The 24,333-nt window shown below is 63.0% G+C and carries 28 protein-coding genes and 1 pseudogene; 7 read left to right on the forward strand and 22 right to left on the reverse strand.

The window, feature by feature from the left end:
- Positions 1 to 377: 377 nt before the first annotated feature.
- Positions 378 to 578, reverse strand: coding sequence for a hypothetical protein (locus QNO18_RS21190; protein WP_283179500.1), 201 nt, complete (start codon positions 576 to 578; stop codon positions 378 to 380).
- A gap of 208 nt (positions 579 to 786) precedes the next feature.
- Positions 787 to 1,710 carry a LysR family transcriptional regulator gene (locus tag QNO18_RS21195; RefSeq protein WP_283179501.1) on the reverse strand — a complete coding sequence of 308 codons (924 nt, stop codon included), beginning with the start codon at positions 1,708 to 1,710 and terminating at the stop codon, positions 787 to 789.
- Positions 1,711 to 1,849: 139 nt separating this feature from the next.
- Between QNO18_RS21195 and QNO18_RS21200 the strand changes: the two genes are divergently transcribed.
- Both QNO18_RS21200 and QNO18_RS21205 read left to right on the forward strand, forming a co-directional pair.
- On the forward strand, positions 1,850 to 2,674 hold the full coding sequence (locus QNO18_RS21200) for an aldo/keto reductase (RefSeq protein ID WP_283179502.1): 825 nt from the start codon (positions 1,850 to 1,852) through the stop codon (positions 2,672 to 2,674).
- Positions 2,675 to 2,683: 9 nt separating this feature from the next.
- Positions 2,684 to 3,856 carry an MFS transporter gene (locus QNO18_RS21205; RefSeq protein ID WP_283179503.1) on the forward strand — a complete coding sequence of 391 codons (1,173 nt, stop codon included), beginning with the start codon at positions 2,684 to 2,686 and terminating at the stop codon, positions 3,854 to 3,856.
- Between the two features lie 56 nt (positions 3,857 to 3,912).
- Here the strand turns inward: QNO18_RS21205 and QNO18_RS21210 are convergent, their stop codons facing one another.
- Both QNO18_RS21210 and QNO18_RS21215 read right to left on the reverse strand, forming a co-directional pair.
- A complete protein-coding gene (locus QNO18_RS21210; RefSeq protein WP_283179504.1) occupies positions 3,913 to 5,001 on the reverse strand; it encodes an isocitrate/isopropylmalate dehydrogenase family protein in 1,089 nt (362 codons plus the stop codon).
- Positions 5,002 to 5,010: 9 nt separating this feature from the next.
- Positions 5,011 to 5,757, reverse strand: coding sequence for a glucose 1-dehydrogenase (locus QNO18_RS21215; RefSeq protein WP_283179505.1), 747 nt, complete (start codon positions 5,755 to 5,757; stop codon positions 5,011 to 5,013).
- 178 nt (positions 5,758 to 5,935) lie between these two features.
- Between QNO18_RS21215 and QNO18_RS21220 the strand changes: the two are divergent.
- A pseudogene (locus QNO18_RS21220) lies at positions 5,936 to 7,422 on the forward strand (aldehyde dehydrogenase family protein).
- Here QNO18_RS21220 and QNO18_RS21225 read toward each other — a convergent pair.
- The 18 genes from QNO18_RS21225 to QNO18_RS21310 all read right to left on the reverse strand — a co-directional run bounded on the left by QNO18_RS21225 (position 7,419) and on the right by QNO18_RS21310 (position 20,249).
- Positions 7,419 to 7,544 carry a hypothetical protein gene (locus QNO18_RS21225; protein WP_283179506.1) on the reverse strand — a complete coding sequence of 42 codons (126 nt, stop codon included), beginning with the start codon at positions 7,542 to 7,544 and terminating at the stop codon, positions 7,419 to 7,421. The pseudogene QNO18_RS21220 and the gene QNO18_RS21225 overlap by 4 nt on opposite strands.
- A gap of 115 nt (positions 7,545 to 7,659) precedes the next feature.
- Positions 7,660 to 8,112, reverse strand: coding sequence for a LysR substrate-binding domain-containing protein (locus QNO18_RS21230; protein ID WP_283179507.1), 453 nt, complete (start codon positions 8,110 to 8,112; stop codon positions 7,660 to 7,662).
- Positions 8,102 to 8,314: a LysR family transcriptional regulator gene (locus tag QNO18_RS21235; protein WP_283179508.1), complete on the reverse strand. Its 213-nt coding sequence runs from the start codon at positions 8,312 to 8,314 to the stop codon at positions 8,102 to 8,104. The genes QNO18_RS21230 and QNO18_RS21235 overlap by 11 nt, the downstream gene beginning before the upstream one ends.
- Positions 8,315 to 8,472: 158 nt before the next feature.
- Complete coding sequence (locus QNO18_RS21240) at positions 8,473 to 9,966, reverse strand: sugar ABC transporter ATP-binding protein (protein WP_283179509.1); 1,494 nt, start codon at positions 9,964 to 9,966, stop codon at positions 8,473 to 8,475.
- A 2-nt stretch (positions 9,967 to 9,968) separates the two neighbouring features.
- On the reverse strand, positions 9,969 to 11,033 hold the full coding sequence (locus tag QNO18_RS21245; RefSeq protein WP_283179510.1) for a hypothetical protein: 1,065 nt from the start codon (positions 11,031 to 11,033) through the stop codon (positions 9,969 to 9,971).
- Entirely contained in the window at positions 11,030 to 11,260 is a 231-nt protein-coding gene (locus QNO18_RS21250; RefSeq protein ID WP_283179511.1) for a hypothetical protein, read from the reverse strand. The genes QNO18_RS21245 and QNO18_RS21250 overlap by 4 nt, the downstream gene beginning before the upstream one ends.
- Positions 11,260 to 12,492: an SMP-30/gluconolactonase/LRE family protein gene (locus QNO18_RS21255; protein WP_283179512.1), complete on the reverse strand. Its 1,233-nt coding sequence runs from the start codon at positions 12,490 to 12,492 to the stop codon at positions 11,260 to 11,262. The genes QNO18_RS21250 and QNO18_RS21255 overlap by 1 nt, the downstream gene beginning before the upstream one ends.
- Positions 12,470 to 12,895 carry a hypothetical protein gene (locus QNO18_RS21260; RefSeq protein ID WP_283179665.1) on the reverse strand — a complete coding sequence of 142 codons (426 nt, stop codon included), beginning with the start codon at positions 12,893 to 12,895 and terminating at the stop codon, positions 12,470 to 12,472. Before QNO18_RS21260 ends, QNO18_RS21255 begins: the two co-directional genes overlap by 23 nt.
- Positions 12,835 to 13,143 (reverse strand): hypothetical protein, encoded by a 309-nt coding sequence (locus QNO18_RS21265; RefSeq protein WP_283179679.1) that lies wholly within the window; start codon positions 13,141 to 13,143, stop codon positions 12,835 to 12,837. The genes QNO18_RS21260 and QNO18_RS21265 overlap by 61 nt, the downstream gene beginning before the upstream one ends.
- A gap of 13 nt (positions 13,144 to 13,156) precedes the next feature.
- On the reverse strand, positions 13,157 to 13,861 hold the full coding sequence (locus QNO18_RS21270; protein ID WP_283179513.1) for a sugar ABC transporter substrate-binding protein: 705 nt from the start codon (positions 13,859 to 13,861) through the stop codon (positions 13,157 to 13,159).
- A 2-nt stretch (positions 13,862 to 13,863) separates the two neighbouring features.
- The gene (locus QNO18_RS21275) at positions 13,864 to 14,169 is read right to left on the reverse strand and encodes a hypothetical protein (protein ID WP_283179514.1); all 306 of its coding nucleotides are present in this window, start codon (positions 14,167 to 14,169) and stop codon (positions 13,864 to 13,866) included.
- Between the two features lie 40 nt (positions 14,170 to 14,209).
- Positions 14,210 to 14,731, reverse strand: a complete 522-nt coding sequence (locus QNO18_RS21280) for a hypothetical protein (protein WP_283179515.1) — start codon at positions 14,729 to 14,731, stop codon at positions 14,210 to 14,212.
- Complete coding sequence (locus QNO18_RS21285) at positions 14,683 to 15,210, reverse strand: hypothetical protein (RefSeq protein ID WP_283179516.1); 528 nt, start codon at positions 15,208 to 15,210, stop codon at positions 14,683 to 14,685. The genes QNO18_RS21280 and QNO18_RS21285 overlap by 49 nt, the downstream gene beginning before the upstream one ends.
- Positions 15,211 to 15,466: 256 nt before the next feature.
- Complete coding sequence (locus tag QNO18_RS21290; RefSeq protein WP_283179517.1) at positions 15,467 to 16,117, reverse strand: HAD-IA family hydrolase; 651 nt, start codon at positions 16,115 to 16,117, stop codon at positions 15,467 to 15,469.
- On the reverse strand, positions 16,114 to 18,321 hold the full coding sequence (locus QNO18_RS21295) for an aldehyde dehydrogenase family protein (protein ID WP_349293922.1): 2,208 nt from the start codon (positions 18,319 to 18,321) through the stop codon (positions 16,114 to 16,116). The genes QNO18_RS21290 and QNO18_RS21295 overlap by 4 nt, the downstream gene beginning before the upstream one ends.
- Before the next feature lie 162 nt (positions 18,322 to 18,483).
- Positions 18,484 to 19,413 (reverse strand): deoxyribose-phosphate aldolase, encoded by a 930-nt coding sequence (gene deoC / locus QNO18_RS21300; RefSeq protein ID WP_283179666.1) that lies wholly within the window; start codon positions 19,411 to 19,413, stop codon positions 18,484 to 18,486.
- Positions 19,414 to 19,480: 67 nt separating this feature from the next.
- Positions 19,481 to 20,005 carry a type II toxin-antitoxin system VapC family toxin gene (locus tag QNO18_RS21305; RefSeq protein WP_283179518.1) on the reverse strand — a complete coding sequence of 175 codons (525 nt, stop codon included), beginning with the start codon at positions 20,003 to 20,005 and terminating at the stop codon, positions 19,481 to 19,483.
- On the reverse strand, positions 19,992 to 20,249 hold the full coding sequence (locus QNO18_RS21310) for an AbrB/MazE/SpoVT family DNA-binding domain-containing protein (protein ID WP_283179519.1): 258 nt from the start codon (positions 20,247 to 20,249) through the stop codon (positions 19,992 to 19,994). The genes QNO18_RS21305 and QNO18_RS21310 overlap by 14 nt, the downstream gene beginning before the upstream one ends.
- 488 nt (positions 20,250 to 20,737) lie before the next feature.
- Between QNO18_RS21310 and QNO18_RS25815 the strand changes: the two genes are divergently transcribed.
- From QNO18_RS25815 to repC, 4 genes are all read left to right on the forward strand, one after another.
- Positions 20,738 to 21,169, forward strand: coding sequence for a hypothetical protein (locus QNO18_RS25815; RefSeq protein ID WP_349293923.1), 432 nt, complete (start codon positions 20,738 to 20,740; stop codon positions 21,167 to 21,169).
- Positions 21,145 to 21,912, forward strand: coding sequence for a plasmid partitioning protein RepA (gene repA / locus QNO18_RS21315; RefSeq protein WP_349293930.1), 768 nt, complete (start codon positions 21,145 to 21,147; stop codon positions 21,910 to 21,912). Before QNO18_RS25815 ends, repA begins: the two co-directional genes overlap by 25 nt.
- A gap of 1 nt (position 21,913) precedes the next feature.
- Positions 21,914 to 22,882: a plasmid partitioning protein RepB gene (repB, locus tag QNO18_RS21320; RefSeq protein WP_283179520.1), complete on the forward strand. Its 969-nt coding sequence runs from the start codon at positions 21,914 to 21,916 to the stop codon at positions 22,880 to 22,882.
- 350 nt (positions 22,883 to 23,232) lie between these two features.
- The gene (repC, locus tag QNO18_RS21325) at positions 23,233 to 24,285 is read left to right on the forward strand and encodes a plasmid replication protein RepC (protein ID WP_283179667.1); all 1,053 of its coding nucleotides are present in this window, start codon (positions 23,233 to 23,235) and stop codon (positions 24,283 to 24,285) included.
- Positions 24,286 to 24,333 lie beyond the last annotated feature (48 nt).

Genomic DNA, 24,333 nt, shown 5'->3' on the forward strand with positions numbered 1-24,333 from the left:
GTCACTGCCGCCAGCGGGATCAGTTTTCACGTAAGCGGGTGGCCAGCTGTGGTGCTGGTTATCCCGAGACACACCGATACGATTTCGGCTTTTGGCGAAGGCATTGAGACGATTAAACCGGGTTCCAGAGAGCGGGGCCAGGGTCTTTACACCGCCCGCAGCAGAGCTGGAATCACAGTCATAGTAATATCCGCGGCGTCCAAAGCCTGCTGCGGAGCTTTCCAGAGGGCACGGAGCCACGTGCAGGCGATCAGCGCCGCCTGCCCATAGCCCTGCGAGATCTTACCGATGAAACCACACGGCCTTCAGAGTGCACGCGAGAAATTCACGCTTGTCTGAACGGGGCTCGTCCTCAGATGGGTCTTCAGGAGACCAAATTATCGAAACATCACAGCACACCGCGTCGCCATCCCAACCGGAGACATCATCCGCGTCGAGAAGATGAGGAGCAGAGTTTCATCCTTCAGCCTGAGATAGGGGCCATATTTCACCGCACCGCCGATCAGCGTATTGGCAGGATCCCAGGCAATCCGCCAGTGCACCGGATCATCGGCCTGGCGCGCGACCGGATCTGCCATTTCGCCTTCTTGATGCCGGGCGAAGACAACCACCGCCTTGCCATGGTCGAAAATCCTTTCGCCGATGCCCCAAGGGCTTTGAATTCGAAAGCTTCCAGGTCTCGCCCCCAGGGGTGAGCAACTGTTGCCTGGCTTGAGAAAGTCTTGCCTCTGGTTCTGCCGACGGACAAGCCCGTCACAGTCACGCGGATGCCACGCCGGTACGGTCTCAGCTGCTGCGATATCCCGGCGCCTGTTCCAGAAACGCGCGCAGACGAGGGGTCATGAAATCGAGAAAGGCACGGACACGGCGCGGCATGTGATCACCGCCCAGGAAGACCGCATGCACGTCTTCACTGTCACCGTCGACGGCCTCGGCGAGCACCTCAACGAGGGTGCCGCGCGCCAGATCCTTGCGGATATGAAACTCCCCCATCCGCGCAAGGCCCATTCCGGCCAGTGCCATCTGACGCACCGTCTCGCCATTATTGGCCAGAAGCGGGCCATTCACGCGGTTGTCGATGATCCTCCCGCCCTCGTGCAGCGGCCAGACCGGCGATGAGCGGCGGAAATTAAGGCCAAGGCAGGCATGATCCGCCAGATCGGCACCGCTTTGCGGCACACCCCGCCGGCGCAGATAGTCGGGCGAGGCCACGATTTTGCGCGCCGCATGGCCCAGACGGATCGCGGTCAGTCCCGAGCTTGCCAGCCGTCCCACCCGAAACGCCACATCGGTCCGGTCAAGATAAAGATCCACCACCTCATCCGAGATCGAGAGATCCAGGGTGATATTCGGATATGCCTGCCAGAACTCCGGCAGCAGGGGCTGGATCGCCACCACCCCCAGCCCGACCGAGGCCGAGATCCGCACCTTGCCGGTGATACTGGCCGCGCCCTGGCGCAGATCGGCCTCGATCGCGTCCATTTCGGCCAGCAGGTTCAGGCTGCGTTCATAATAGACCTGCCCCTCGCCCGTGAGCGAAAGCCGCCGGGTCGAACGTTCCAGCAACCGCACACCAAGCCGCGTCTCGATCCGCCCGATCAGTTTCGAGACGGTCGAAGGGGTCATGAGCAGCTGCCGGGCCGCCTCGGAAAAACTGCCGGATTCAACCACCCGCAAAAACACCTGCATCTCGCCTGCGCGGTTGTCCATCCTCGTCCCCTGCCCCTCTCAGCGCATCCAGGAAATAATTTCACAGATGATGCGAAGATCAGAGGAATTATCAAGCCCTCGCGGCGGGTCTATCTGGGGCAACGCCAGCCGACCGATGGATCTGGCAAAGGAGAACAGGATGCAATTTGTAAAGACCCATGGGGCCATGATCCCGGCGCTTGGCTTTGGCGTGTTCCGCATGTCTGGCCCCGAGGTGCAGACCATCGTCCCGGAGGCGCTCGAGGCCGGGTTTCGCCATTTCGACACGGCGCAGATCTATGAGAACGAGGCCCCTCTGGGACAGGCGCTGAAGGCCTCGGGTCTGCCGCGAAGCGAGCTGTTCCTGACCACTAAGGTCTGGGTGGCAAATTACAGCGCAGATCGCTTTGCGGCTTCGGTCGATGAAAGTCTCGAAAAGCTCGGGGTCGATCAGGTCGATCTTTTGCTGGCGCACTGGCCCGGCGATCAGGTGCCGGTTGCACAACAGATCGACTGGCTGAACGAGGCCCGGGCGGCGGGCAAGACCCGGCATATCGGCGTCAGCAATTACAACCGCAGCCAGCTGCGCGCGGCGACCGCAGCCAGCGCAGCCCCCATCCTGACCAATCAGATCGAAATCCATCCCTGGCTTGACCAGTCAGAGATGGCCGATCTGGCGCGGGAGACCGGCACATCCCTGACCGCCTATTTCGGCATGGCCGATGGTGCGGTGCCAAAGGAGCCGCTGATCACTGAGATCGGGGCACGATATGGCAAGACCGCCGCTCAGGTCGGGCTGCGCTGGCTGATCCAGCAAGGATTTGTCGCCCTGTCGAAAACCGCCAGCCCTGCGCGTTTGGCCGAGAATTTCGACATTTTTGACTTTGCGCTGACCGGGTCCGAGATGGCAGCGATCAGCGGTCTTGCCCGCGCCGATGGCCGCATCGTCTCGCCCGCAGGCCTGGCACCTGACTGGACCGCGTGAGGACAAGATATGGAAAACCGCAACCTGAACTGGCCATTGCTGGCCCTCGCCGTGGGGGCCTTTGCCATCGGCGTGACCGAATTCTCGCCGATGGGGATGCTGCCGGTGATCGCGCGGGGGGTCGATGTCTCGATCCCTTCCGCCGGGATGCTGGTCAGCGCCTATGCCATCGGGGTGATGGTCGGGGCGCCGGTCATGACGCTTCTTTTCGCGCGTTTTGGCAAACGCACCGCGCTGATGGTGCTGATGGCGATTTTCACCCTTGGCAATCTGATGTCGGCCCTCTCGCCTGATTACTGGACGCTGCTGGCCTCGCGCGTGGTGACCAGCCTGAACCACGGCGCGTTCTTTGGCCTCGGCTCGGTGGTGGCCGCGAGCCTCGTTCCGAAAGAGAAACAGGCCAGCGCGGTTGCAACCATGTTCATGGGCCTGACCATCGCCAATATCGGCGGCGTGCCGGTGGCAACTTGGATCGGCCAGGTGACCGGCTGGCGCGAGGCCTTTGCCGGGACGGCGGCGCTTGGCCTTCTGACCATCGCGGCCCTGTGGCTTGCGCTGCCGCCCGGTGCCGCCGGCGCGCGCCCCGAAGTCGCGCGGGAGCTGCGCGTGCTGACCCGGCCGCCGGTGCTGGTGGCGCTTGCCACCACGGTGCTCGGGGCCAGCGCGATGTTCGTGCTTTACACCTATGTCGCGCCGGTGCTGACAACCCTGGCGGGCGCGTCGGACGGGTTTGTGACCCTGGCGCTGGTGCTGATCGGTCTGGGCTTCACCTTTGGGAACTGGCTGGGTGGCCGGATGGCCGACTGGTCGCTGGAAGGGGCAACGGCGACATTCCTCGCGGCGCTTTCACTGATCATGCTGGTCGCGCCCTTTACCCTTGGAACGCTTCCCGGTGCCGCGATCACGCTGTTTCTCTGGGGGGCTGCCGCTTTTGCCATCGTGCCGCCGGTACAGATGCGGGTGATGCAGGCCGCTGCCGATGCGCCTGGCCTTGCCTCTTCGGTGAATATCGGTGCCTTCAACCTCGGCAATGCCATCGGAGCGGCGCTTGGTGGCGCAGTGATCGCGCTGGATCTGGGCTATAGCGCGGTGCCGGTCGCAGGCGGATTGACGGCGGCGGCGGGGCTGGCTCTGGTCTGGATAAGCCGCCGGAACCCGGCAGGGATGCCCTGCAAAGCATAAGATAAAGGCGCGCGGCTTTCTGGCTGCGCGCCTTCACGTTTCAGCGCAGCGCCAGATCAGGTCAGGCGGGCGCGCAGCCCTTCGGTGATGGCGGCACTGCCGCTGTCGCCGCCCAGATCGCGGCTGATCAGCCCATCGGCAATTGCCGCGCTGACGGCAGTACGGATCCGGGTCGCGGCCACCGAGAGGCGGCTGTCCTCATGCCGCGCCGCCAGCCATTCCAGCATCGACGCCACCGAAAGCACGGTGCCATAGGGGTTCGCGACCCCCTTGCCCGCGATATCCGGGGCCGAGCCATGTGCCGCCTGGAAAAGCCCCTGATCCTGGCCAACCTCGGCCGAAGGGGCAAGCCCCATACCGCCAATCGTCGCCGCTGCGAGATCTGACAAGATGTCTCCGAACATATTCTCGGTCACGATCACATTGTAATGGCTGGGCTTTGTCACGAGATACATCGCCATCGCGTCAATCAGACCATGTTCGGCCTGAATATCGGGATACTCCGCCGCCACCTCGTCAAAGATCGCGCGGAAAAACGCATAGCTGCGCAGCACATTGGCCTTGTCGACACAGGTGACACGCTTCACACCATCCGCAGGCGCGCCGTTCGAGGCCCGCGCCAGCTCAAACGCCTTGCGCACGATGCGTTCGACCCCTTTGCGGGTCTGGACCAGAGTATCCACCGCCATCTCGCCGCGCAGCTGCACGCCTGCGCCCCGGGCGGCGTATAGCCCTTCGCTGTTCTCGCGCAGGATGATGTAATCAATATCCCCGGGCTTCACATCCGCCAGCGGCGACCGGATCCCGGGATAAAGCCGGATCGGGCGGATATTGGCGAAAAGATCCAGCTCGAATCGCAGCCGCAGCGTGAAATCCAGCCCTGCCTCGGTCCCGTCAGGATGGACGACGCCCGGAATTCCCGCCGCGCCATGCAAGACCGCATCCGCCCCGGCACAGGCGCGGAAGGTGGTTTCCGGAAAGCTCTCGCCGGTCTGGCGGTAAAGCTCGGCCCCCGCCGGATGATCGGCAAAGCGCAAGGGGCAGTCATTCCCGAAGGCCGCGCGCAGCACCTCGACACTGGCGGCCGCCACTTCGGGGCCGATGCCATCCCCGGGGACGACCGCGATATCATAGATCTCTTTCATCTTGCCGCCTCAGATACAGCGCCCGCCATCGACTTCCATCGCGACGCCGGTGATCATCGACGCTTCCTCGGAACACAGGAACGCAGCCGCATTGCCCATATCCTCAGGCGTCGAGAACCGGCCAAGCGGGATCGAAGCGAGGAATTTCGCACGGATCTCGGGCGTGTCCGACCCCATGAAGGTCGAGAGCAGCGGCGTATCCCCCGCCACCGGGTTGATCGCATTGACGCGGATCCCGAATGGGGCAAGCTCCACCGCCATGGCGCGGGTCGCAGTGATCACCCAGCCCTTGGAGGCATTGTACCAGGTCAGATTGGGGCGCGGCGAGACCCCGCCGGTCGAGGCCACATTCAGGATCGCCCCGGCTTTCTGCGCCTTGAAATGCGGCACCATCGCGCGGGCGCCAAAATAGATCGAGCGCATGTTCACATTGGCGATCCGGTCGAAATTGGCCTCGTCCAGCTCATCAAGCGGTGTCGGCAAATGACCCACCCCGGCATTATTGACCAGCACATTCAGCCCGCCAAAGGCCGAAAGCGCCAGATCACGGGCGCCCGTCATGCCTTCGGCGCTTGCCACATCGCCGATGAAGGGCCGGCAATCGGCGCCAAGGCTTTCCGCCACCCGTTCTGCATTGGTCTGATCGCGGTCCATCAGCACGACTTTCGCACCCTCGGCCACGAATTTCCGCACGATCCCTTCGCCAAAGCCCGAACCGCCGCCGGTGACGACAGCAATCTTACCACTCAGTCGCATCATATCTCCTTCGCGGGACTTTGCCCCCCGCCAAACGCCGGCAGAATGGGGGAAAGCCGGCGCCGGTGACAGCCGCATTATCTGAACGCGCGATCAGGTTTCCTTCCTTGAGCGCGGCTCTGCGCCGGGTATTTTGGGCCGCAGAGATCCGGCGATCAGACCGACCGGAGGGGATAACATGACTGACTGGACCAGCCGCGCGTGCGCGCTTTATGATGGCGGCTTCCGCCCGATGTTCCTTGATGGCCAATGGGTCAGCGCCATCTCGGGCGAGGTGATGGAGGCCCGCAATCCCGCCACCGGCACCCTGCTCGCAACCGTCCCGAAGGGCGGTGCAGCCGATATCGACGCTGCCGTCCGGGCCGCGCGCCGCGCCTTTGAAGGGCCCTGGTCGAAATTCACCCCCTTTGAACGCCAGGCGCTGCTGTTGCGCATTGCTGAGCGGTTCGAAGCGGAATGGGAGGATCTGTGCCTTTCGGATACGCTGGATATGGGGATGCCGATTGCCCGCACCCTAGGCAATGCGCGGCGTGTATTGGGGATGCTGCGCTTTTACGCGGGCCAGGCGGTTGCGATCCATGGCCAGACCATCCCGAATTCCTTCCCCGGCGAGATCCTGTCGCAGACGGTCAAGGAACCGATCGGCGTGGTCGGCGCAATCATCCCCTGGAACGCGCCGATTGCGGGATCGGTCTGGAAGATCGCCCCGGCGCTGGCGACCGGCTGCACGGTGGTTCTGAAACCGTCAGAGGAGGCCTCTCTGACGGTTCTGATGATCGCGCGGCTGATGGCAGAAGCTGGTCTGCCCGAAGGCGTGTTGAATGTGGTGACAGGAACCGGAGCCGATGCCGGCGCGGCCCTGGCGGTGCATCCCGATGTCGACAAGATCGTCTTTACCGGCTCGACCGCCACCGGTCAGGCCATTGCCCGCGCCGCCACCAGCACGCTGAAACATGTCTCGCTGGAACTGGGCGGCAAATCACCGGTCATCATCTGCCGCGATGCGGATATCGACAAGGCGGTCCCCGTGGCCGCGATGGCGGTCTTTGCCAATTCCGGCCAGATCTGCATCGCCGGATCGCGCCTGTTTGTCGCGCGCGAGATCCATGACGAGTTCGTCACGCGCGTCGCGGATTATGCCGCGAAGCTCAGGATCGGCGACGGGATCGCCCCGGAAACCGAGATCGGCCCGATCATCTCGGCCCGGCAGAGCCAGCGGATCGAAGGGTTCCTTCACACCGGGCTGGAAGAGGGCGCAAAAACCTATACCGGCGGCAACAGGCTGGATCTGACCGGCTTGAGGGCGGCAATTTCATCGCGCCGACCGTCTTTGGTGGCGTCACCGATGAGATGACCATCGCCCGCGAAGAGATCTTCGGCCCGGTGATTGCCGCCATGCCCTTTGACACGCTGGACGAGGTGGTCCAGCGCGCCAATGCCACGCCCTACGGCCTCGCGGCGGGAATTTTCACGACGCATCTGGGCACAGCGCATAAGCTTTCGCGGCGTATCCGTGCCGGATCGGTCTGGGTGAATATGTATCACGCCATCGACCCCGCCGTGCCGTTTGGCGGGATGAAGATGTCGGGCTATGGCCGCGAGGGCGGGCTGGAACACCTGGGTGAATATCTTGAAACCAAGGCGATCTGGATCAATACCGACTAGGTTCGTCCCAGTTCGGTCCGGATCAGCTCGATCAGCTGTTCAGAATAGCTGTGCTGGACATAGCCCTTCGCGGTCAGGATGCCCACCGCGCGAGTCGAGCCGGGATCCGAGATCCGCACCACGCGGAATTCGGCGTCGGCATCATCGGCACCGCAATCTCCGGCACCAGCGCCACGCCAAGCCCGGCCGAGGCCAGCGCAATCGCGGTATAGGCGTTTTGCACCTCATATTGCAGGTTCAGCGAGATGTCCTGATCTGCCGCCAGCGGTCGATCTGAGCCCGGATCGCAGTCTGGCGGTCCAGCAGGATCAGCGGGAAACGCGCCACCTCTGACAGCATGAAACGCTGCGCGCCTTCGTCGAAATCGGCGGGATACAGGCGACGAGATGGTCTTCGAGGATCGGCTCGAACTGGAAATCGCTGAGCCGGCACTTCCGGCCCGATATAAAGCTCGACCTCCTGCTCCTGCAAAAGCGCAAGCGCGGCATTGGGCGGCGTTTCCTTCAGATCCACCAGGCTGCGCGGATAACGCAGCTTGAAGGTCGCAAGGATGCGCCCCAGCCGGGTCGAGGCGAGGGTGGGCGCACAGGCTATCCGCACATGGCCACGCCGCTGCGCTGCGACCTCGGACAGGCGCGCCAGACCGGCCTGCACCTCGGCCATCGCGTGGCTGACCTGTTCATAAAGCACCCGCCCTTTCCGAGGTCAGATTGGCGCGTTGCGGCGTGCGGATGAAGAGGCTCATCCCCACCTGCGCCTCAAGATCGCGGATCTGCATCGACACGGCGGAGGGCGATCGGTTGCTTTCTTCGGCCGCGCGGCGAAAGCTGCCATGTTCGGCCGCCAGCAGAAAGGTCTGCAGCAATTTAAGATTGATATTGCTCGCAGCCATGACGGGCCCCCTGTGACAAGATCGTAGCCGCGGGGCGGGCTGCTGTCAGCCTTCCCGCAAACTCCTGTCTCTGAGCCTGGCCGCCGGTCCGATGACCCGGATGCCGTTTGCCTATGCGCCGCTGGCGGGGGCTGATGCGCGCCCCGCGCCAGGGCGGCTCAGTGAACGGCCGCGAACATGATCTTTTCTTCATCCGCGTCAAGGGCCATCATCTCTTCGACGATCTTGCCGCGTTTGGCCACGAGGATACGGTCGGAAACCGCCATGATTTCAGGAAGATAGGACGAGATCACCACCACCGCGAGCCCCTGATCAGCAAGATCATGGATCAGCTGGTGGATCTCGACAATCGCGCCGACATCGACGCCCCGGGTCGGTTCATCGAAAATGATCAGCTTCGGCTCCTGGATCAGCGATTTGGCGATCACCACCTTCTGCTGATTGCCGCCCGACAGTTCGATCATCCGTGCCCGGTCCGAGATCTGCTTCAGCCGGAGCCGCTCACCCCATTCCTTTGCCAGCTCCAGCGCGCGGCGCGGCGAGACAACAGAGAGCGGGTTCGATTGTTTCGACAATTCCCCCAGCAAAAGGTTCTGCCCCGCCGTCATGGTTTCGAAAAACCCGTCATGTTTGCGATCTTCGGTGACATAGACGATGCCATCGCGCATCGCCGGGCGCGGCACGCGGTAACGCACCGGCTTGCCGTTCAGCCGCACCTCACCGCCATGCATGAAATCGCGTTTCAGGACACCCGCGACGACTTTGGCCATCTCGGACCGGCCCGCGCCGACAAGGCCGAAAATCCCCGTCACCTGTCCGCCAAAGACCGAGAAGGACGAGTTCCGGACCATCGCACCACAAGACAGGTTCTCGACGCTGAGTACCTTTTCGCCATAAGGCCGGGGCTTGCGTTTCACGCTGCCATGCAGGCTTTCCGACAGGGTTCGCCCGACCATCGCCTGGACGATGCTTTCGCGGGTGAAGTCAGACGCCGCGCCGGTCGCGGCCAGCTGGCCGTCACGCAGGATGGTGATGCGGTCCGAGACCTCCAGCGCCTCTTCCAGCGCATGGGTGATGAAAACAATGGCCACGCCTTTGGCCTTCAGCCGCTCGATCAGCATGAAGAAATGGCGTTTTTCCTCGGGCGTCAGCGTCGCGGTCGGCTCGTCAAAGATGATGACGCGCGCATTGTGATGCACGGCGCGGGCGATCTCAACCATCTGCTTTTGCGCCGCCCCCAGCGTCGAGACCTGGGCGATCGGATCAACCTGGAACCCCATGCCGACAAGGAATTGCCGCGCTTCGATGTAGAGGCCGCGCAGGCGGTTGAACATCTTCTCATCGCCCAGATAGATGTTCTGCGCGACGGTCATGGCGGGCACCAGATTGGTTTCCTGGAACACCATGACGACGCCGTTTTTCAGCGCCTCTGCCGGCGAGGCAAAGCTGACCTCGCGCCCGTCCAGCAGCATGCGGCCCTGGCTCAGCCGGTAGACACCGGCAATCACCTTGGTCAGCGTCGATTTTCCGGCGCCGTTTTCCCCCAGAAGCGCGTGGACCTCGCCCTTGCGCAAAGTGAAATCCATGTCGCGAAACGCCGCGATGCCGCCGAAGCTTTTGGTGGCATTTTGCAGCTCTACCACGGTTTCCATCTTCAGATCCCCCGGGCGGCGCCATCGAGGCGCAGGATTTTGCCATGGCCTTTCGAGGCTACAAAAAGATCGTCACCCTGCTCGACGGCAGAGACACAGCCATGCGCCTGGCCATCGGCCCGCGAATGGAAACTGCGCAGCGGTTTCATCTGCGGCGAACATTGCAGCACCAGCCCATAAGACCGGGTCTCGGCAAAGGGTTTGGTCACCCCCATCCGGCGGAGCTGGCTGCCCTGCATTGGTTCGGAAAAGGACAGGCCAGAGGCAAGAGCGGGTGCCATCCAGAACGGCTCCGGCACTTCGGCCAGCATGCGTTTGCAATAGGCCGGTTCGCGCAGGATGAATTCGACCAGCTGATTGCGGACCGAGAAAAAGCTGAGCCAGAACCCCGCCTCGACCGCAGGCGCGATCCGGGCCGGATAGGCGGGCAGATGTTCCAGCACGGGCTCGGCTTTGCCCGTGCCCAGATCGACCGACAGCACCCGGTGCCGCCAGCTTTCCGAAACCCAGACCTTTTGCGACCCTGTCGCGGCAACGCCACCCGCCCAGGCCAGACCGCCCAGCACCCTGACCGCCTCGCCCGTGGCAAGGTTCAGCCGCCAGAGCGCGCCGGACTGGCCGCGCTCCATCAGATCGCGGCGCCAGTCTGCAGCGCGGCGCTGGCCTGCGCCTTCGGTCACCAAAAGCGTGTCGGCATCGAGGAAGGCCAGCGCGCTCGGGTTCTTCGGCATGGCAAAACTTTTGCCGCCATGGGCGCCGCCGCGCAGCGTCACGCCCTTGCCGTCAAGCCCCACCGCAAGCATGCCCTTGCCATAAGCCAGCGCCGAAACATCGGCGTCAAAAGCGGCGATCTCTTCTCCGGTCTCGACCCGGATCACACGCGGGCCAGAAGACGCCACCAGCCCCTTGCCGGTCACGACGAGATTATCGGCATCTGTCAGCAAGGCGACCGCAGCCGCCTCATCGAGACCCGCATTCGGCAGCAAGGGGCCATCCAGTACCGGCACCGTGATCGCGGCCTCGCCCCGGCCAAGGCGGCGGTCGATAAAGCGGCGGATCGCGCTCATTTCGGTTTCCCCCAATAGCTGTCGACGCCGCACCAGTCCTGGTCCGCCCCGGGCAGTTTCAGCGCACCCATGCGGTTGTTGAAAATGCCGCAGAGATAGAGCGTGCCCTTATGCTCGCGCATCGAAGTGATCATCGGATGGCGGGTGCCGCCAAGATCCCAGAAGCTTTCCAGAATCTCGCCTTTTTCGTTAAATTTCAGCACGCAGCCAGTGTTGAGGTTCGGCATCAGCCAGGCGTCCTGCGACACACGGCGTGCCATGCGGCGGCGGAAAGACGGCATCTCAAGCGAGAGATCCAACGCCGGGTGCGCGAGCCCATCAGGGCCAGCCAATAGGTGCCGTCAGAGGCGCGGTTGATATTGTCCGGGTAGCCCGGAAGGCCCTCGATCACGCGTTCAAGCCTGCCTTTCTTTGGCCCGGCATAGTAATAGCGGTTAATCCGGCAGGCCCAGCTTTCGGCGAACAGCACGGATTCGCCGTCATAAGAGGTGCAGACCCCGTTCGGGAAGATCAGGTTCGACAGCACGGTGCGGGTGGTTTTGATTTTGGGATCATAGACGATCAGTCGCCCGTTGCCGCGGCTTTCCAGCGCATCGGCATACCAGTCATGCATCTCGAACCGCACGGTCGCCTCGGAAAAGATGATCCGCCCATCGGGAAGGATGTCGCAGTCATCGGCGAGCTTCATCACGGAATCATCCGCGATCGAGGTCCAGCTGCGGTTGGTTTCCGCCGTCAGAAGCGTGACCTCGCCTTTCGGCGAGACCTGATAAAGCCCCATGCCACCGACACAGACCGCAAGGTTACCCTCGGCGTCGAAAGCCATGCCCTGCGGCGCGCCACCGGTATGGGCAAAGATCTCGTAACGGGTGTAATCCGGCCCGAACCAGCGCATGATATCGCCATGGCGCGAGCCGGTATAAAGATTGCCCTCGCGGTCGAAAATTGCATCTTCCGCGCCATCCATGATGCCAAGGCCAATCGGCTCTGACGCGCGCAGCCGGTCATTCGGGACCAGCGGGCCTTCGGTCGTGGAAATCGCCGGCGGCAGCTTGTTGAAGGTGGGCGAGATATAGACCGCGCGCAGCAGTTTATGGCGGTTCTTCACCCAGCGAACGTCAAGGAAGACGGCGGTGACCAACACAAGGCCAAGGATCAGCGCATTGACCGGACCAGGGATTGCCAGCGCCAGCAAGGACGTCGACAGGATCAGCACAAACAGCGCACCCATCAGCGCCTTCGCAACCGATCCGCGCCCTCCGCCCAATGAGATGCCGCCCAGCACGGTCGCGGTCAGGGCCTGAAGCTCCATCCCCGCGCCGATGTCGGATGCAGCCGATCCGATCCGCGCCGCAAAATGGAACCCGCCAAGCGCCACCAGAACCGAGCAGATCACATAGGCGGAAAACACCGTCCAGCGCACATTGATCCCGGCATTATGCGCCGAACGCGCGCGCACCACCCACCGCCAGCAGCCGCCAGCCATAGCGACCACGTGACAGGACGATATGCAGGATCAGTGCAATCGCGGCCAGCACCCAGAAGGGGGTCGGCAGGCCCAGAACATGCCCCATGCCAAGGAAATCCCATGCCGCGGACTCCGGGTAATTCATCACGATATCGGTCGAGATCTGCGGGAAGACGATATCGAAAACCGACCGGAAGATGATCAGTGTCACCAGTGTCGTCAGAAAGGCCCGCATCCTGAGGATACCGACCATGAAGCCGTTGATCGCGCCGCAAACCGCGCCGACCCCCAGAGTGGCGGCCAGGCCGCCACCCAGGCTCAGCCCCATGACATTCATGGTGTAAAGCGCGGTGGTGACCGCAAGGGCGAATGTGGACCCGACCGAAAGGTCGATCCCCCCGAGATCATCACGATGGTCAGGCCCAGAACAACGAGCCCCAGCTCGGCCATCTCGCCGGAAAGAAGTGAGATCGTCCCGAACTGGAAGAAGCGCGGCACAATCGGTGCGAAAATCGCAATCACAAGCACAAGGGCTGCGAAGGGAATTGCGCTGTCCACCCATTTCTTGGTGAGAAGCTCGCCCAGAACGTGATCGGGCAGAACCCGGTACCGCAACCGGACAAGGCTTTCGCTGAGGCTCATTGCAGACAGGTCCTTACTTCAGCTCGTCAATTTTCCAGCAGTTACGGCCGCTGGCATTATTTTTGTCGACCCGGGTGATCGGCCCGAAGAAGACGGTTTTTTCCGAACCCGCCGGGCGGTCGGGGTTTTGCAGGAATTCCGAGATCTGCTGCGCGGCGATCTCGGCCTGGATCGGCGCGTTGAAGTTGTAAACAACGTCAAGCAGACCCTTTTCGATGCTCTCGCACGCGGTATGGGCGCCCGCGCCATTGGTGACGATGGTCACCTGATCCTGCTTGCCTGCGGCCAGAACGGCGGCACCGGCCCCGACTTCGGCATTGTCCCAGATGCCCATGATCCCGCAGAGATCGGGATGCTGTTGCAGCACGGTCTCGGTAATCTGGCGGGCTTTCTCGCTGTCGTAATCAGCGGGCTGGTCGGAAACCAGTTCAAGGCCGGGATTTTCCGCGAGGATCTGGTTGAGACCTTCACGCATATAGATATTTGCGGCACCGGTCTGCACGCCCGCCAGCCAGACGATCTTGCCCGAAGGCGCGCCGGGGGCAAGGCAGGTACGGGCCAGCTCGCCCGCTTCCAGGCGGCCCATCTCGATCCAGTCATTGCCGACATAGCTGTCGGTCTGGGTGATCGACTGCATATTGATCTGCAGGATCTTGATCCCGGCATCCTGCGCCTGTTTCAGCGCACGGGCATAGGTCTGCACATCGGGATTCTGCACGATCAGGACATCGGCTTTTCGGCAATCGCGCCCTGCAGCGCGCGGATGCCGGCGGCGGTGTCCATATTCGGGTCACGCACCTCGAAGGAGAACCCATAACGCGCGGCATGGCGCTGCCAGACGGCGGTCCAGGCCTGGTTGAGATCCATCCCCTGCGACAGCGGAACGAAAATCACCTTCTTGCCGGTCACGGCTTCCAGATAGGCGGCGCGCCCCACCTGTTCGATATCATCGGCCAGCGCCGGAACCGCTGCCAGCAGAGCGGAAGCTGCCAGCGCCGCGAAGGCGGTATTTTTCAGAACTTTCATTATGTCTCCTCCCTGAAACTCTCTTTAGTCCGCATGACGTTCAGATATCGCCGCTTTGCGAGGTCTGCTCATCGCGGGGGTTGATCACCGCATCCAGCGCCAGCGCGGCCAGCAGTATCACGCTCTTGATCAGGTTCTGGCTGGTATAGCTGAAATTCATGATCGTCATGCCATTGATCAGGATCCCCACCAGAACCGTACCGACCAGAACATTGCGCACGCCGCCCTGGCCGCCGGAAAGGCTGATCCCGCCCAGCACCACGACCAGCAGCACGTCATAGATCAGCGTGGAATTATAAAGCCTTGTGTTGATCCCGGACACGAGCCCGGTCATCAGGATCCCGGCGGCATAGGCGATCAGCGCGGCCAGCACATATTGGCTGATCTGCACCGGCCGGGTCGGAAGGCCCATGGTCCGCGCCGCATGCGGATTGTCGCCGGTCGCATAGATGAAGCGGCCAAACCGCGTCAGGCTGAGGAACAGCGCGACCAGCGCCGCGATGCCCGCAAGGATCAGAATGGAATAGGGCACGCCCAGGAAGGTGCCCGAGCCGATGGCCACCAGCCAGCCGATCCCCGCCGGGCATAAAGCACATCCGAACTGAAGGCGACGCGGCCCCCGCCATAGACAATCGACGCCATGGCAAGGGTGGCAAAGATCGGCGGCACTTCGGCAATGGCGATCAGAATGCCGGTGATCAGCCCGCAAAACGCCACCAGACACGCGCCGATCAGCACCGCTTCACCAAAGGCAAAGCCCTGTGATGACAGCCAGATGGCGAAAGCCACGCCCACCACCATGACCGCAACCATGGTCAGGTCGATGCCGCGCCCGACCACGATCATCCCCATCCCCACCGCAAGCGTGCCAAGGATGGCCACGTTTTTCAGCAAGGTGAGCAGATTGCCCTGGGTCAGGAAGTTGTTCAGAAACAGGGCGAAAGCCAGAAACAGCGTCAGCGCGATCAGAGAGACCACGCCCTCCTGGGTCAGCCGGAAACGGCGGTGACGTCCGGCCTGTGCCGGTTCTCTCAAGGACATCTCTTTTCTCCCCTCCCCGGCATCGCAGGATTCATCGCATGCCTGCAACACAAACAGGCCCGACGGATGCGGGCCATACCTCTCCCAAGGCAAGCGCAATCTCCAGCTTGTTTTCCGCACAGGCAATTTCATTTTCCTGACCGCGCGTGCTGAAAATCCCGCCAGCATCCGAAGAACGGCCCCCCGGAGCTTTCGCCAAGGCGGTCGCAGCACCGTTTCGGTCAAGGTGCAGCCCGAGGCCCGGAAGCGCGCGGGTTCAGAGCGCCCGCAACGCGGCCTCGCTCAGCTCGGATGTGCGGGTGAAGATGCGTGCCGCCCCCGCCGCAAGAAGCTGGTCGCCATGTCCCGGCCAGGAATGGCGTCCGGCGGTCAGGCCGGCCACCCGCATTCCTGCCGCAAGGGCCGCTTTTACCCCGGCGGCGCTGTCCTCGACCACCACGCAATCCGCCGGGGAGGCGCCGCACTGACTGGCGGCGAACAGAAACACATCCGGAAACGGCTTGCCCCGTGCCACCTGGCTTGCGGAATAGATATGCAGCGCGAAGAAATCGCTCAGCCCGCAGACCTCGAGCGAGCGGCGCAGTTTCGGCAGTGCCGAAGACGAGGCCACCGCCTTAAGCCCGGGCAGGCTCTCAAGCGCGGCCCGAATACCTTCGACCGGCTGCAATTCGGTCTCCATCCGCGCGAGGAGCAGCGCATCGGCCTGCTCAATGAGACCCTCGGGCCAGGGCGCGCCCCGCAGCGCGGCGATCTGATCCCAGATAACCGCCTTGGGCTGACCTATATGGCCGCGGATGATCTCTGCCGCCGTGATCGGCCATCCAGCCGCCGTCATCAGTTCTGCGTCAATCGCATTCGAGAGGATCTCGCTGTCGACCAGCACGCCGTCACAATCAAAGATAATCATTCGCCGTAAGGAACCCAGATGTTTTTGACCTGTGTGGCGCGGGTCAGGAAGTTTCGCCCCTGGCCTTCAGCGGAAAGCCAGTTGCGGGCCGCACCCTCCTCGCACCAGGTCTGTTTCAGATTGCCGGCCGAGGCGGTCTCGACCGCCTTCGCCCCGTCGCCGGTGCCGAAATACCAGAGGCCATCGACATCGTCATGCTCCGCCAGCGTCTTCGTCAGCACCTCGCGCTCGCCGGTGACGATGTTGATCACGCCGCCGGGAAGGTCCGAGGTCTGGAACACCTGATACAGGTCGGTCGCCGCCAGCGGATGGGTCTGCGACGGCACCACCACTACCCGATTGCCCATCGCCACCGCTGGCAGCGCCAGCGAGACAAGGCCCAGAAGCGGCAACGCGGTCGGGCAGACCAGCCCGACCACGCCGAGCGGCTCGTGCATCGCCAGTGTCACATGCGCCGATTTGGTGGAATGGACCGCGCCGTCGAATTTGTCCGCCTGGGCCGCATACCAGAAAATACGACGCAGCGCGGTTTCGACCTCGGTTTTTGCCGCCGATGCCGTCTGTCCGAAACTGCGCAACCGGTCCTCGAATTCCGCTACGCGCGCCGAAAGGTTCTCGGCCAGGTAATACAGCACCTGGGCACGGTTATGCCCGGTTTGTGCACCCCAGCCTTTGGCCCCATGCGCGGCCTCGACCGCGTTGCGGATATCCTTGCGGCTGCCAAGCGGCGCGAGGCCGACCGTGCCCTTCGGCCCTTCGACCCGGTAGGAATAGCCAGAGTCTGGCCGTGCCTGTTTGCCGCCGATATAGAGCTTTGCCGTTCGGTCGATGGCGCTTGCGGGCAGGGTCTCCGCCGGGCTGGCGTCAAGGGCCGCCGGGGCCTCCTCGGGCTTCTTCGCCTTAGGCACGGCCAGTTTCAGATAGGCGCTCATGCCTTCGCGCCCGCCCTCGCGGCCGAAACCGCTTTCGCGCATGCCGCCGAACCCGGCACCGGCATCAAAGAGATTAGCCGAATTGATCCAGACCACGCCGGCCCGCACCCGACCCGCCACATCCAGCGCGAGGTTAATGTTTTCTGACCAGATCGAAGCCGCAAGGCCGTAACGGGTGTTATTGGCCAGCGCCACGGCATCTTCGGGCGCGCGAAACGGGGTCAGGGTGACCACCGGGCCGAAAATCTCTTCGGTGGCAAGGATCGAGGCGGGCTCGACCCCGGTGACCAGCGTCGGCGGGTAGAAACAGCCTGCCGGCGCCTCGCCCTGGTGGATCGCGACCCCTTCCGCCCTGCCCTTTTCGACCAGATCGGTGATCCGCGCCAGCTGCACCGGATGCACGATGGCGCCGATATCGGTGGATTTGTCCATCGGATCGCCAACCCGCAGACGGGCCATGCGGCGTTTCAGAAGATCGGTGAACCGTGCAGAGACCGCTTCGGCCACCAGGATGCGCGAGCCCGCAGAACAGACCTGACCCTGATTGAACCAGATTGACTCGACCACGCCCTCGACCGCCGCATCAAGATCGGCGTCAGCAAAAACGATGAAGGGGGATTTCCCGCCCAGCTCCAGCGTCAGCGCCTTGCCGGAACCCGCGATCTGGCGGCGGATCACCCGGCCAACCGCGGTTGAGCCGGTGAAGGCGACCTTGTCGATGCCGGGATGGCCGGTGAGCGCCGCCCCGGTCGTGCCATCGCCGGTCACGATGTTCAGCACCCCTTTCGGCAGGCCCGCCTCGCGCGCGATTTCTGCGAATGCCAGCGCGGTCAGCGGCGTATATTCCGCTGGCTTCAGCACCACCGTATTCCCGGCCGCGAGGGCTGGTGCGACCTTCCAGGCCAGCATCAGCAGCGGGAAGTTCCACGGGATCACCTGGCCGCACACACCCTGCGGGCCTGCGCCGGGGAATTCATCGGCGAGGATCTCGGCCCAGCCCGCGTGATGGTAGAAATGCCGTGCGACCAGCGGGATGTCGATATCGCGGCTTTCTCGGATCGGCTTGCCATTGTCGATGGTTTCCAGCACCGCAAGAAAACGGGCATGTTGCTGCACATGGCGGGCAAGCGCATAGAGATGTTTCGCCCGTTCATGCCCCGGCAGCGCCGCCCATTTCGCTTGCGCCGTCCGCGCGGCTTTGACGGCTGCGCTGACATCGGCCTCTGCCCCTTGCGAGACCCGGGCGATGGTCTCGCCTGTGGCGGGGTTCATGACCTCGAAAAGCTGCGAGGGCGCGGTGAACACGCCGTCGATGAAATGGCCAAAGCCCGCCTCATGGCGTTTCAGCCAGTCGCGCAGAACGCTGATGTCCTCAGGGGCGGGCCATAATCCATCGTCGTCAGGATCTCTTTGATCTTGTTCATTTATCCCCCCTCATGCCAATGCGAGGCGCGATGCGGATGAATAGCGTCCGGTGACATGATGTTCCAGCTGACGCTCGATATCCCCAAGCATTGACGAGGCGCCAAGGCGGAACAGATGCGGCATGAGCCAGTCGCGGCCCATTTCTTCCCGCATCAGGATCTGCCAGCTCAGCGCGTCTTTCGCCAATTTCATGCCGCCTGCGGGCTTGAAACCGATGCGGTGGCCGGTGGCGTCGAGATAATCGCGCAAGGCCCGCACCATCACGAGGCTGACGGGCAAAGTGGCATTGACGCCCTCTTTCCCGGTCGAGGTCTTGATGAAATCGGCCCCCGCCTGCATCGCAACCATTGACGCCGCATAGACATTCCTGAGCGTTTGCAGATCACCCGTGGCAAGGATCGCCTTCAGATGCGCCGGCCCGCAGGCCGAACGCATGGCCGCGATCTCGTCATAAAGCGCCGCCCAGTTGCCGGTCAGCACATATTCGCGGGTGATGACAATGTCGATCTCATCGGCGCCCTCGGCCACCGCATAGCGGATTTCTTCCAGCCGCAAATGGAGCGGCATCAGCCCGGCGGGAAAGCCAGTTGCAACTGAGGCGACCGGGATCCCGCTGCCCTGCAGCGCCTTTGCCGCATGGCCCACCATGGTCGGATAGACGCAGACTGCGCCAGTGGTGAGCCCGAGATCCGCGATCCCCAACCCCTCGGTGATATGGGCGGCCAGCGGCTGGCGGGCTTTGGCGCAAAGACGGCGCACCCGCGCCGCAGTATCGTCGCCGGCGAGCGTCGTCAGGTCGATGCAGCGGATCGCATTGATCAGCCAGGCCGCCTGATACTCTTTCTTGACCGTGCGGCGCGCGCCCAGCGACGCGGCCCGGCGCTCTGTGGCAGAGCGATTGACCCCGTGGCCTTCGAACATTGCGATCTCAAGCGGCATGCCCGGATTGCGCGGGTCATTCGCCAGATCCTGCGGGCCGCGGGGCGCAGAGTGACCTGCGGCGGGGTCAAAGGTCATAGGCATGCTCCAATACCCTGGTCGCGCTGGCCCCAACGCCGCCGCACCTATATTGCCATAAAGCGTGAGATTGCTCCCGGACGCAGCCCCGGCAGATCTCCGGAGGGTGGTCTGCGCCCATCGGGTCAGGCGCCTTGCACGTCCGAAAATCCGCCTCCTGCGCCAGTTTGACGAACCTTCGGTCAAAACTCACGAAACCATCACATTGCGCCGATTTTCCCAGATGCAGCGCATCGGCGAAATCCATGCCCTGTTCGGCCCGGTCCAGCGCATCTGCCACGATCACCGCATCCTCGATGGTCACGGTCGCAAGCCCGCCAAAGGCGCGGAGCGCGCGCGCCACGTCGGCCGGTTTGTAGCCGTAAGCGCTGCGCAGCACCCATTCGGTTTCCAGGATGACCGTCACCGCGACGAAAATTGCCTGGCCGTTGACCAGGGTCCGGGCGCGCGGCGACTGGTCGGGGTGATCGCCGGTCAGGTAGCGCACCACCACATTCGTATCAATCGCGATCATGACGCCGCCGGGCTTCGGCCAGCACGGCCGCATCCATCTCTTCAACCGATTTCGGATCGCCGCGATGAGGCAGCAGGGCAAAGACATCCTCGGGCTTTGTTGCGGCAAAGGTCGGCGCGCGTTTCAGAAGCACCCCCTCTGCCGTCTCTTCGACGATGAGCCGGGTGCCAACCTCCCAGTCCCGCCGCTGCCGGATGGCCTTGGGCAGGATAATCTGGCCTTTGGTCGAAAGGGTCGTGGTCACAGAGGGGGGCCGGGGCATGAGCAAAGCTCCAATGTAAGACAAAGGTAAGATAACAGTTCCGCCCCGTCTTTCAACCATGCCGGACAGGGCCAGTTTTCCCTCCCCGGTGATTGAGCGCGTGACGACCAAAGCAGGTACCGGCCCGGCGTAGAGCGTTCTGACCTGCCTGACGAATCGCAACTTTGATCCGGCGGCCAGCGACGCCGGGAATGCTACAAGATATTGATACAGGTCAGGATGACCAACCGGGCTGTTTTCGTTACATTTCGGCCACATGACGGCCGCGGACTACATTTTATCCACAAGCTGGCCCGGGAAGGCACTACCAGGTGTAGAATTTTCTTGCGTGACGCCCATTCCTGGCGCATTTCTCTTTGTAGCGCAGAAATGCAAGAATTTCGGATTTTTGCGCTACAGACATCACGAGCATCCCTGTACAGGGGGCAGAGCACAGAGAAACTGTGCCGCACAGGATAAATGAGGGCTGCATGACAGCAGAGCGTGTATTCGCAGAGCTCCAGGGCGATGCAGCAACCTTGCACGATTCCATCCGCCAGCATCTGGAGCGCAATTTTGCGCCGGATGCACGGAAATATCTGCGCAGCTTTTCCTCGGGAGAAGCTGCCGATTTTCTTGGCCTCGCCCCCGGACATCTGCGCAAGCTGCATGCCGAAGACAAGATCCCGGATGTGGCGCTCGATGAACGCGGCCGCAGGCTTTACACGGCAGAGGATCTCGGGCTGATCCGCCTCGCGCTGGCGCGCACCACCCGGGACCCTTCGCTTTACCTGCGCGGCCGGGTCGGGCAGGAGCCCGTGCAGATCCTGTCCTGTGTCTCCTTCAAGGGGGGTCGGCCAAGACGACTTCCGCGGCCTATCTCAGCCAGTGGTTCGCGCTGCATGGCTACCGGGTGCTCGTGATCGATATGGACCCCCAGGCCTCACTGTCTTCGATGACCGGCCTGCGCCCCGAGATCGATTTCTCGCATCAGGGCACGATCTATGACGCGATCCGCTATACCGACCCGCTGCCGATGGAGGAGGTCATTCGCAAGACCTATTTCCACGGGCTCGACATCGCTGCGGGCGGGCTGATCCTGTCGGAATATGAAACCGAGACCCCCTATGCGCTGCGCCAGGGCTCGGAGCCGCCGTTTTACCTGCGCCTGCGCGAGGCGATCCAATCGGTCGAGGCAAATTACGACCTCGTCTTCATTGACTGCCCGCCGCAGCTGGGCTTCCTGACCTTGTCTTCGCTGGTGGCCTCATCGTCGATCCTGATCCCGGTGGTGCCGAATTTCATCGACGTGGCATCGCTGGCGCAGTTTCTGACCATGGCAGCCTCGCTCCTTGACACGATCCGGGACGCGGGCATGACGCTGGATTACGATTTCCTGCGATACCTGGTGTCGCGGTTCGAACCCTCGGACGGGCCACAGGCCCAGGTCGCCGGGCTTTTGCGCGCGAATTTCGGGAAACGGGTGATGACCGAGACTTTCCTGAAATCCACCGCCATCTCGGATGCCGGGCTGACGCATCAGACCTTGTTCGAGGTCGGGCGCGGCAGCATGAACCGCAATACCTATGACCGCGCGATGGAATCCGTGAATGCGGTCGCGCGCGAGCTGGAGCAAGACATCCACAGAGCCTGGGGAAGGACCTGACATGGCCCGCAAGAACATGTTCGAAGGCATCTCCCCTGCCCCGCGCCCTGCCGGGGTGGCCGAGCCCGCCAAGATGCCCGAGGTCTTTCAGGCCAGCGGCCCGATTGCGGCGATCCGCAATGACCTGCGCAGCATCGGCAGCCGTTCGGTCCAGGAGATTGATCCGGCCCAGATCGAAGATACCGGCCTCAGGGACCGGCTTGGCGATCTGGGCGAAGACATTCTGGAACTGCGCGAGAGCATTGCGAAACACGGGCAGCAGGTGCCGATCCTGCTGCGTCCGCATCCAAAGCTCAGCGGCCGCTATCAGGTGGTCTATGGCCGGCGCCGTCTGGCGGCGATCCGGGGTCTTGACCTTCCCGTCAAGGCGCTGATCCGCACGCTCTCGGATGAAGAGGCGGTGCTGGCTCAGGGCCAGGAAAACAACCTGAGGAAGGATCCCTCGTTCATTGAAAAGGCGCTGTTTGCCGGCGACCTTGAAGAGGCCGGCTATGAGGCCCGCGTGATCCAGGACGCGCTGAATGTCAGTCGCAGCCATACCTCGCATATGCGCAAAGTGCGCGAAGCGCTGCCGCGTGAAGTGATCGAGCGGATTGGCGCGGCGCCCTCGGTGGGCTGGAAACGCTGGTATGATCTGGCCTTGCGGATCCTCGAAGGGCAGATCGCGGCGGGCTCGGTCCACCCTGCCCCATTTGCCCCGGAGCTGACCTCGGATCAGCGCTTTGAGGCCTGGGTCAGGGCGATCCCGTCGGCCGCGCGGCCGGAAAAAGCAGCCGCTGCCGACAGTGCCGCCCCTATCCTCGCCCGTGACGGGACAGAGCTGGGCTCGGTCCGGCTGCAAAGAGCCCGGATGAGCTTTGAGGCAACGGCCGGGAATGCCGGTTTCGCGGCCTGGCTGCATGACGAGGCACAGGATCTGCTGCCGCGCCTGCATGAGGAATTTCTGGCGGCGCGCGCGAAACGCAGCTGACCGGACACACCACACCCCAACGATAACAACAAAGGAGCAGCGTCGGAAAAAGAAAGACCTTCCGAATGGAAACCACCCGGAAGGCCCGTGCAAACCACAGGGCGCCAACCCTGAGAATGCTTAACGTCTAGCAAGAGCAGTCTAGCGCAGGCCCGAATCACATGCAACATCGCTCAGGCGGTGATTGGAAAACTGTTGTCGTTTTCCCGGTGTGCCAGCCGGCATGCGGCCCATAATCGGACCGTCTTCTCGTTCCGCCCGATGACATCATGGAACAGATCACTTATTCGCCCCTGCCCCGCCGGGACGGGCGCCGGTCGTTTGCACCCTCTCGCCCTGCCCTGCCGCAGATGACAGGCAAAGGCGTCACCGACCTGCGCTGGCACCTTCTGGATCTGGTGCGGATCTGCCGTGAACGGCTTCAGCTGCGCGACCGCGACATTGCGGTTCTGCGCGGGCTCCTGAGCCTTTTGCCACAGGATCCGCAGCCGGATCAGAGGATGGTCTTCGCCTCGAACCGGGTGCTGATCGCGCGCTGTGACGGCATTGATGAGCGTACCTTGCGCCGCCGGCTGAACCATCTCCGGTCGGTCGGGCTGGTGAGCAAGCGGCCGAGCCCCAATGGCAAACGCTATCAGGTCCGCAATTCTGAGGCCGATGTGCAGCTGAGCTATGGTATCAGCCTCGCGCCGCTGTTCGACCTGCATCCCCATCTGGAAGCCCTTGCTGAGACCTGCCATCAGGAAGCCGCAGAGGTGAAGGCCCTGCGGGCAGTGATCCGCGACCGGCTGTTTCACAGCGCCGGAGATCTGGCTCAGCCACTCCTGGAAACTGCCCGCCTCGCGCTGCGGCGAAAGCTTGGGCCGGATGAGCTGCGGACTATTGCGGCGACCCTGCCCGATCCGGATGACAGCGCGCCTGACCACATGCCGCCCGACATGACACAGCCAGATACCGCATCTGAACGATCCGGCGAAATGACCGCCAGCAACGGCCAGAATGACCGGCACATTCAGAGATCAGGAAAAGAAACCTTTGATTCTGACTCTGCTCAGAAAGCACAGGATATCAGTGTTGATGAATGCCTGGAGATGGCTGCGAGTGTGAAAGATTACGCTCCACACCAGCCGCGAAGCTGGCCTGATCTTATCCGGCTTTCTGAAACTCTCGCACCGGCGATCGGTCTGACGCATCCCTTGCTTGGCATCGCGAAAAAACAATTTGGGCTGCAAGGCTGCGCGCTGGTGGTTCTGGGGCTTGTGGAGGCCTTTGGACGTATCCGCAGCCCCGGCGCTTATCTCAACGCGGTGCTGCGAAAGGCAGATGTTCAGGTGCCAGACCCCGTGCGGATGTTCCATTCCCTTGTGAGGTCCGCGCCCAGGGCCAGATGTATACCGGGGTAAACACTCAAGCCTCGGGTCATGTATACCGGGGTAAACATTACGGATGTT

Origin of the sequence: Gemmobacter sp. 24YEA27 (assembly GCF_030052995.1) — a bacterium.
In the GTDB taxonomy this organism is placed as follows: Bacteria; Pseudomonadota; Alphaproteobacteria; order Rhodobacterales; family Rhodobacteraceae; genus Pseudogemmobacter.

What these genes read in the sequence shown, in the direction of transcription:
- QNO18_RS21190 (WP_283179500.1), bottom strand. Translation starts at nt 578, where the DNA reads ATGGCAGATCCGGTCGCGCGCCAGGCCGATGATCCGGTGCACTGGCGG.
- QNO18_RS21195 (WP_283179501.1), bottom strand. Translation starts at nt 1,710, where the DNA reads ATGGACAACCGCGCAGGCGAGATGCAGGTGTTTTTGCGGGTGGTTGAA.
- QNO18_RS21200 (WP_283179502.1), top strand. Translation starts at nt 1,850, where the DNA reads ATGCAATTTGTAAAGACCCATGGGGCCATGATCCCGGCGCTTGGCTTT.
- QNO18_RS21205 (WP_283179503.1), top strand. Translation starts at nt 2,684, where the DNA reads ATGGAAAACCGCAACCTGAACTGGCCATTGCTGGCCCTCGCCGTGGGG.
- QNO18_RS21210 (WP_283179504.1), bottom strand. Translation starts at nt 5,001, where the DNA reads ATGAAAGAGATCTATGATATCGCGGTCGTCCCCGGGGATGGCATCGGC.
- QNO18_RS21215 (WP_283179505.1), bottom strand. Translation starts at nt 5,757, where the DNA reads ATGCGACTGAGTGGTAAGATTGCTGTCGTCACCGGCGGCGGTTCGGGC.
- QNO18_RS21235 (WP_283179508.1), bottom strand. Translation starts at nt 8,314, where the DNA reads ATGGCTGCGAGCAATATCAATCTTAAATTGCTGCAGACCTTTCTGCTG.
- QNO18_RS21240 (WP_283179509.1), bottom strand. Translation starts at nt 9,966, where the DNA reads ATGGAAACCGTGGTAGAGCTGCAAAATGCCACCAAAAGCTTCGGCGGC.
- QNO18_RS21245 (WP_283179510.1), bottom strand. Translation starts at nt 11,033, where the DNA reads ATGAGCGCGATCCGCCGCTTTATCGACCGCCGCCTTGGCCGGGGCGAG.
- QNO18_RS21250 (WP_283179511.1), bottom strand. Translation starts at nt 11,260, where the DNA reads ATGCCGAACCTCAACACTGGCTGCGTGCTGAAATTTAACGAAAAAGGC.
- QNO18_RS21265 (WP_283179679.1), bottom strand. Translation starts at nt 13,143, where the DNA reads ATGAGCCTCAGCGAAAGCCTTGTCCGGTTGCGGTACCGGGTTCTGCCC.
- QNO18_RS21275 (WP_283179514.1), bottom strand. Translation starts at nt 14,169, where the DNA reads ATGAAAGTTCTGAAAAATACCGCCTTCGCGGCGCTGGCAGCTTCCGCT.
- QNO18_RS21285 (WP_283179516.1), bottom strand. Translation starts at nt 15,210, where the DNA reads ATGTCCTTGAGAGAACCGGCACAGGCCGGACGTCACCGCCGTTTCCGG.
- QNO18_RS21290 (WP_283179517.1), bottom strand. Translation starts at nt 16,117, where the DNA reads ATGATTATCTTTGATTGTGACGGCGTGCTGGTCGACAGCGAGATCCTC.
- QNO18_RS21295 (WP_349293922.1), bottom strand. Translation starts at nt 18,321, where the DNA reads ATGAACCCCGCCACAGGCGAGACCATCGCCCGGGTCTCGCAAGGGGCA.
- deoC (WP_283179666.1), bottom strand. Translation starts at nt 19,413, where the DNA reads ATGCCGCTTGAGATCGCAATGTTCGAAGGCCACGGGGTCAATCGCTCT.
- QNO18_RS21305 (WP_283179518.1), bottom strand. Translation starts at nt 20,005, where the DNA reads ATGATCGCGATTGATACGAATGTGGTGGTGCGCTACCTGACCGGCGAT.
- QNO18_RS25815 (WP_349293923.1), top strand. Translation starts at nt 20,738, where the DNA reads ATGACAGCAGAGCGTGTATTCGCAGAGCTCCAGGGCGATGCAGCAACC.
- repB (WP_283179520.1), top strand. Translation starts at nt 21,914, where the DNA reads ATGGCCCGCAAGAACATGTTCGAAGGCATCTCCCCTGCCCCGCGCCCT.
- repC (WP_283179667.1), top strand. Translation starts at nt 23,233, where the DNA reads ATGACAGGCAAAGGCGTCACCGACCTGCGCTGGCACCTTCTGGATCTG.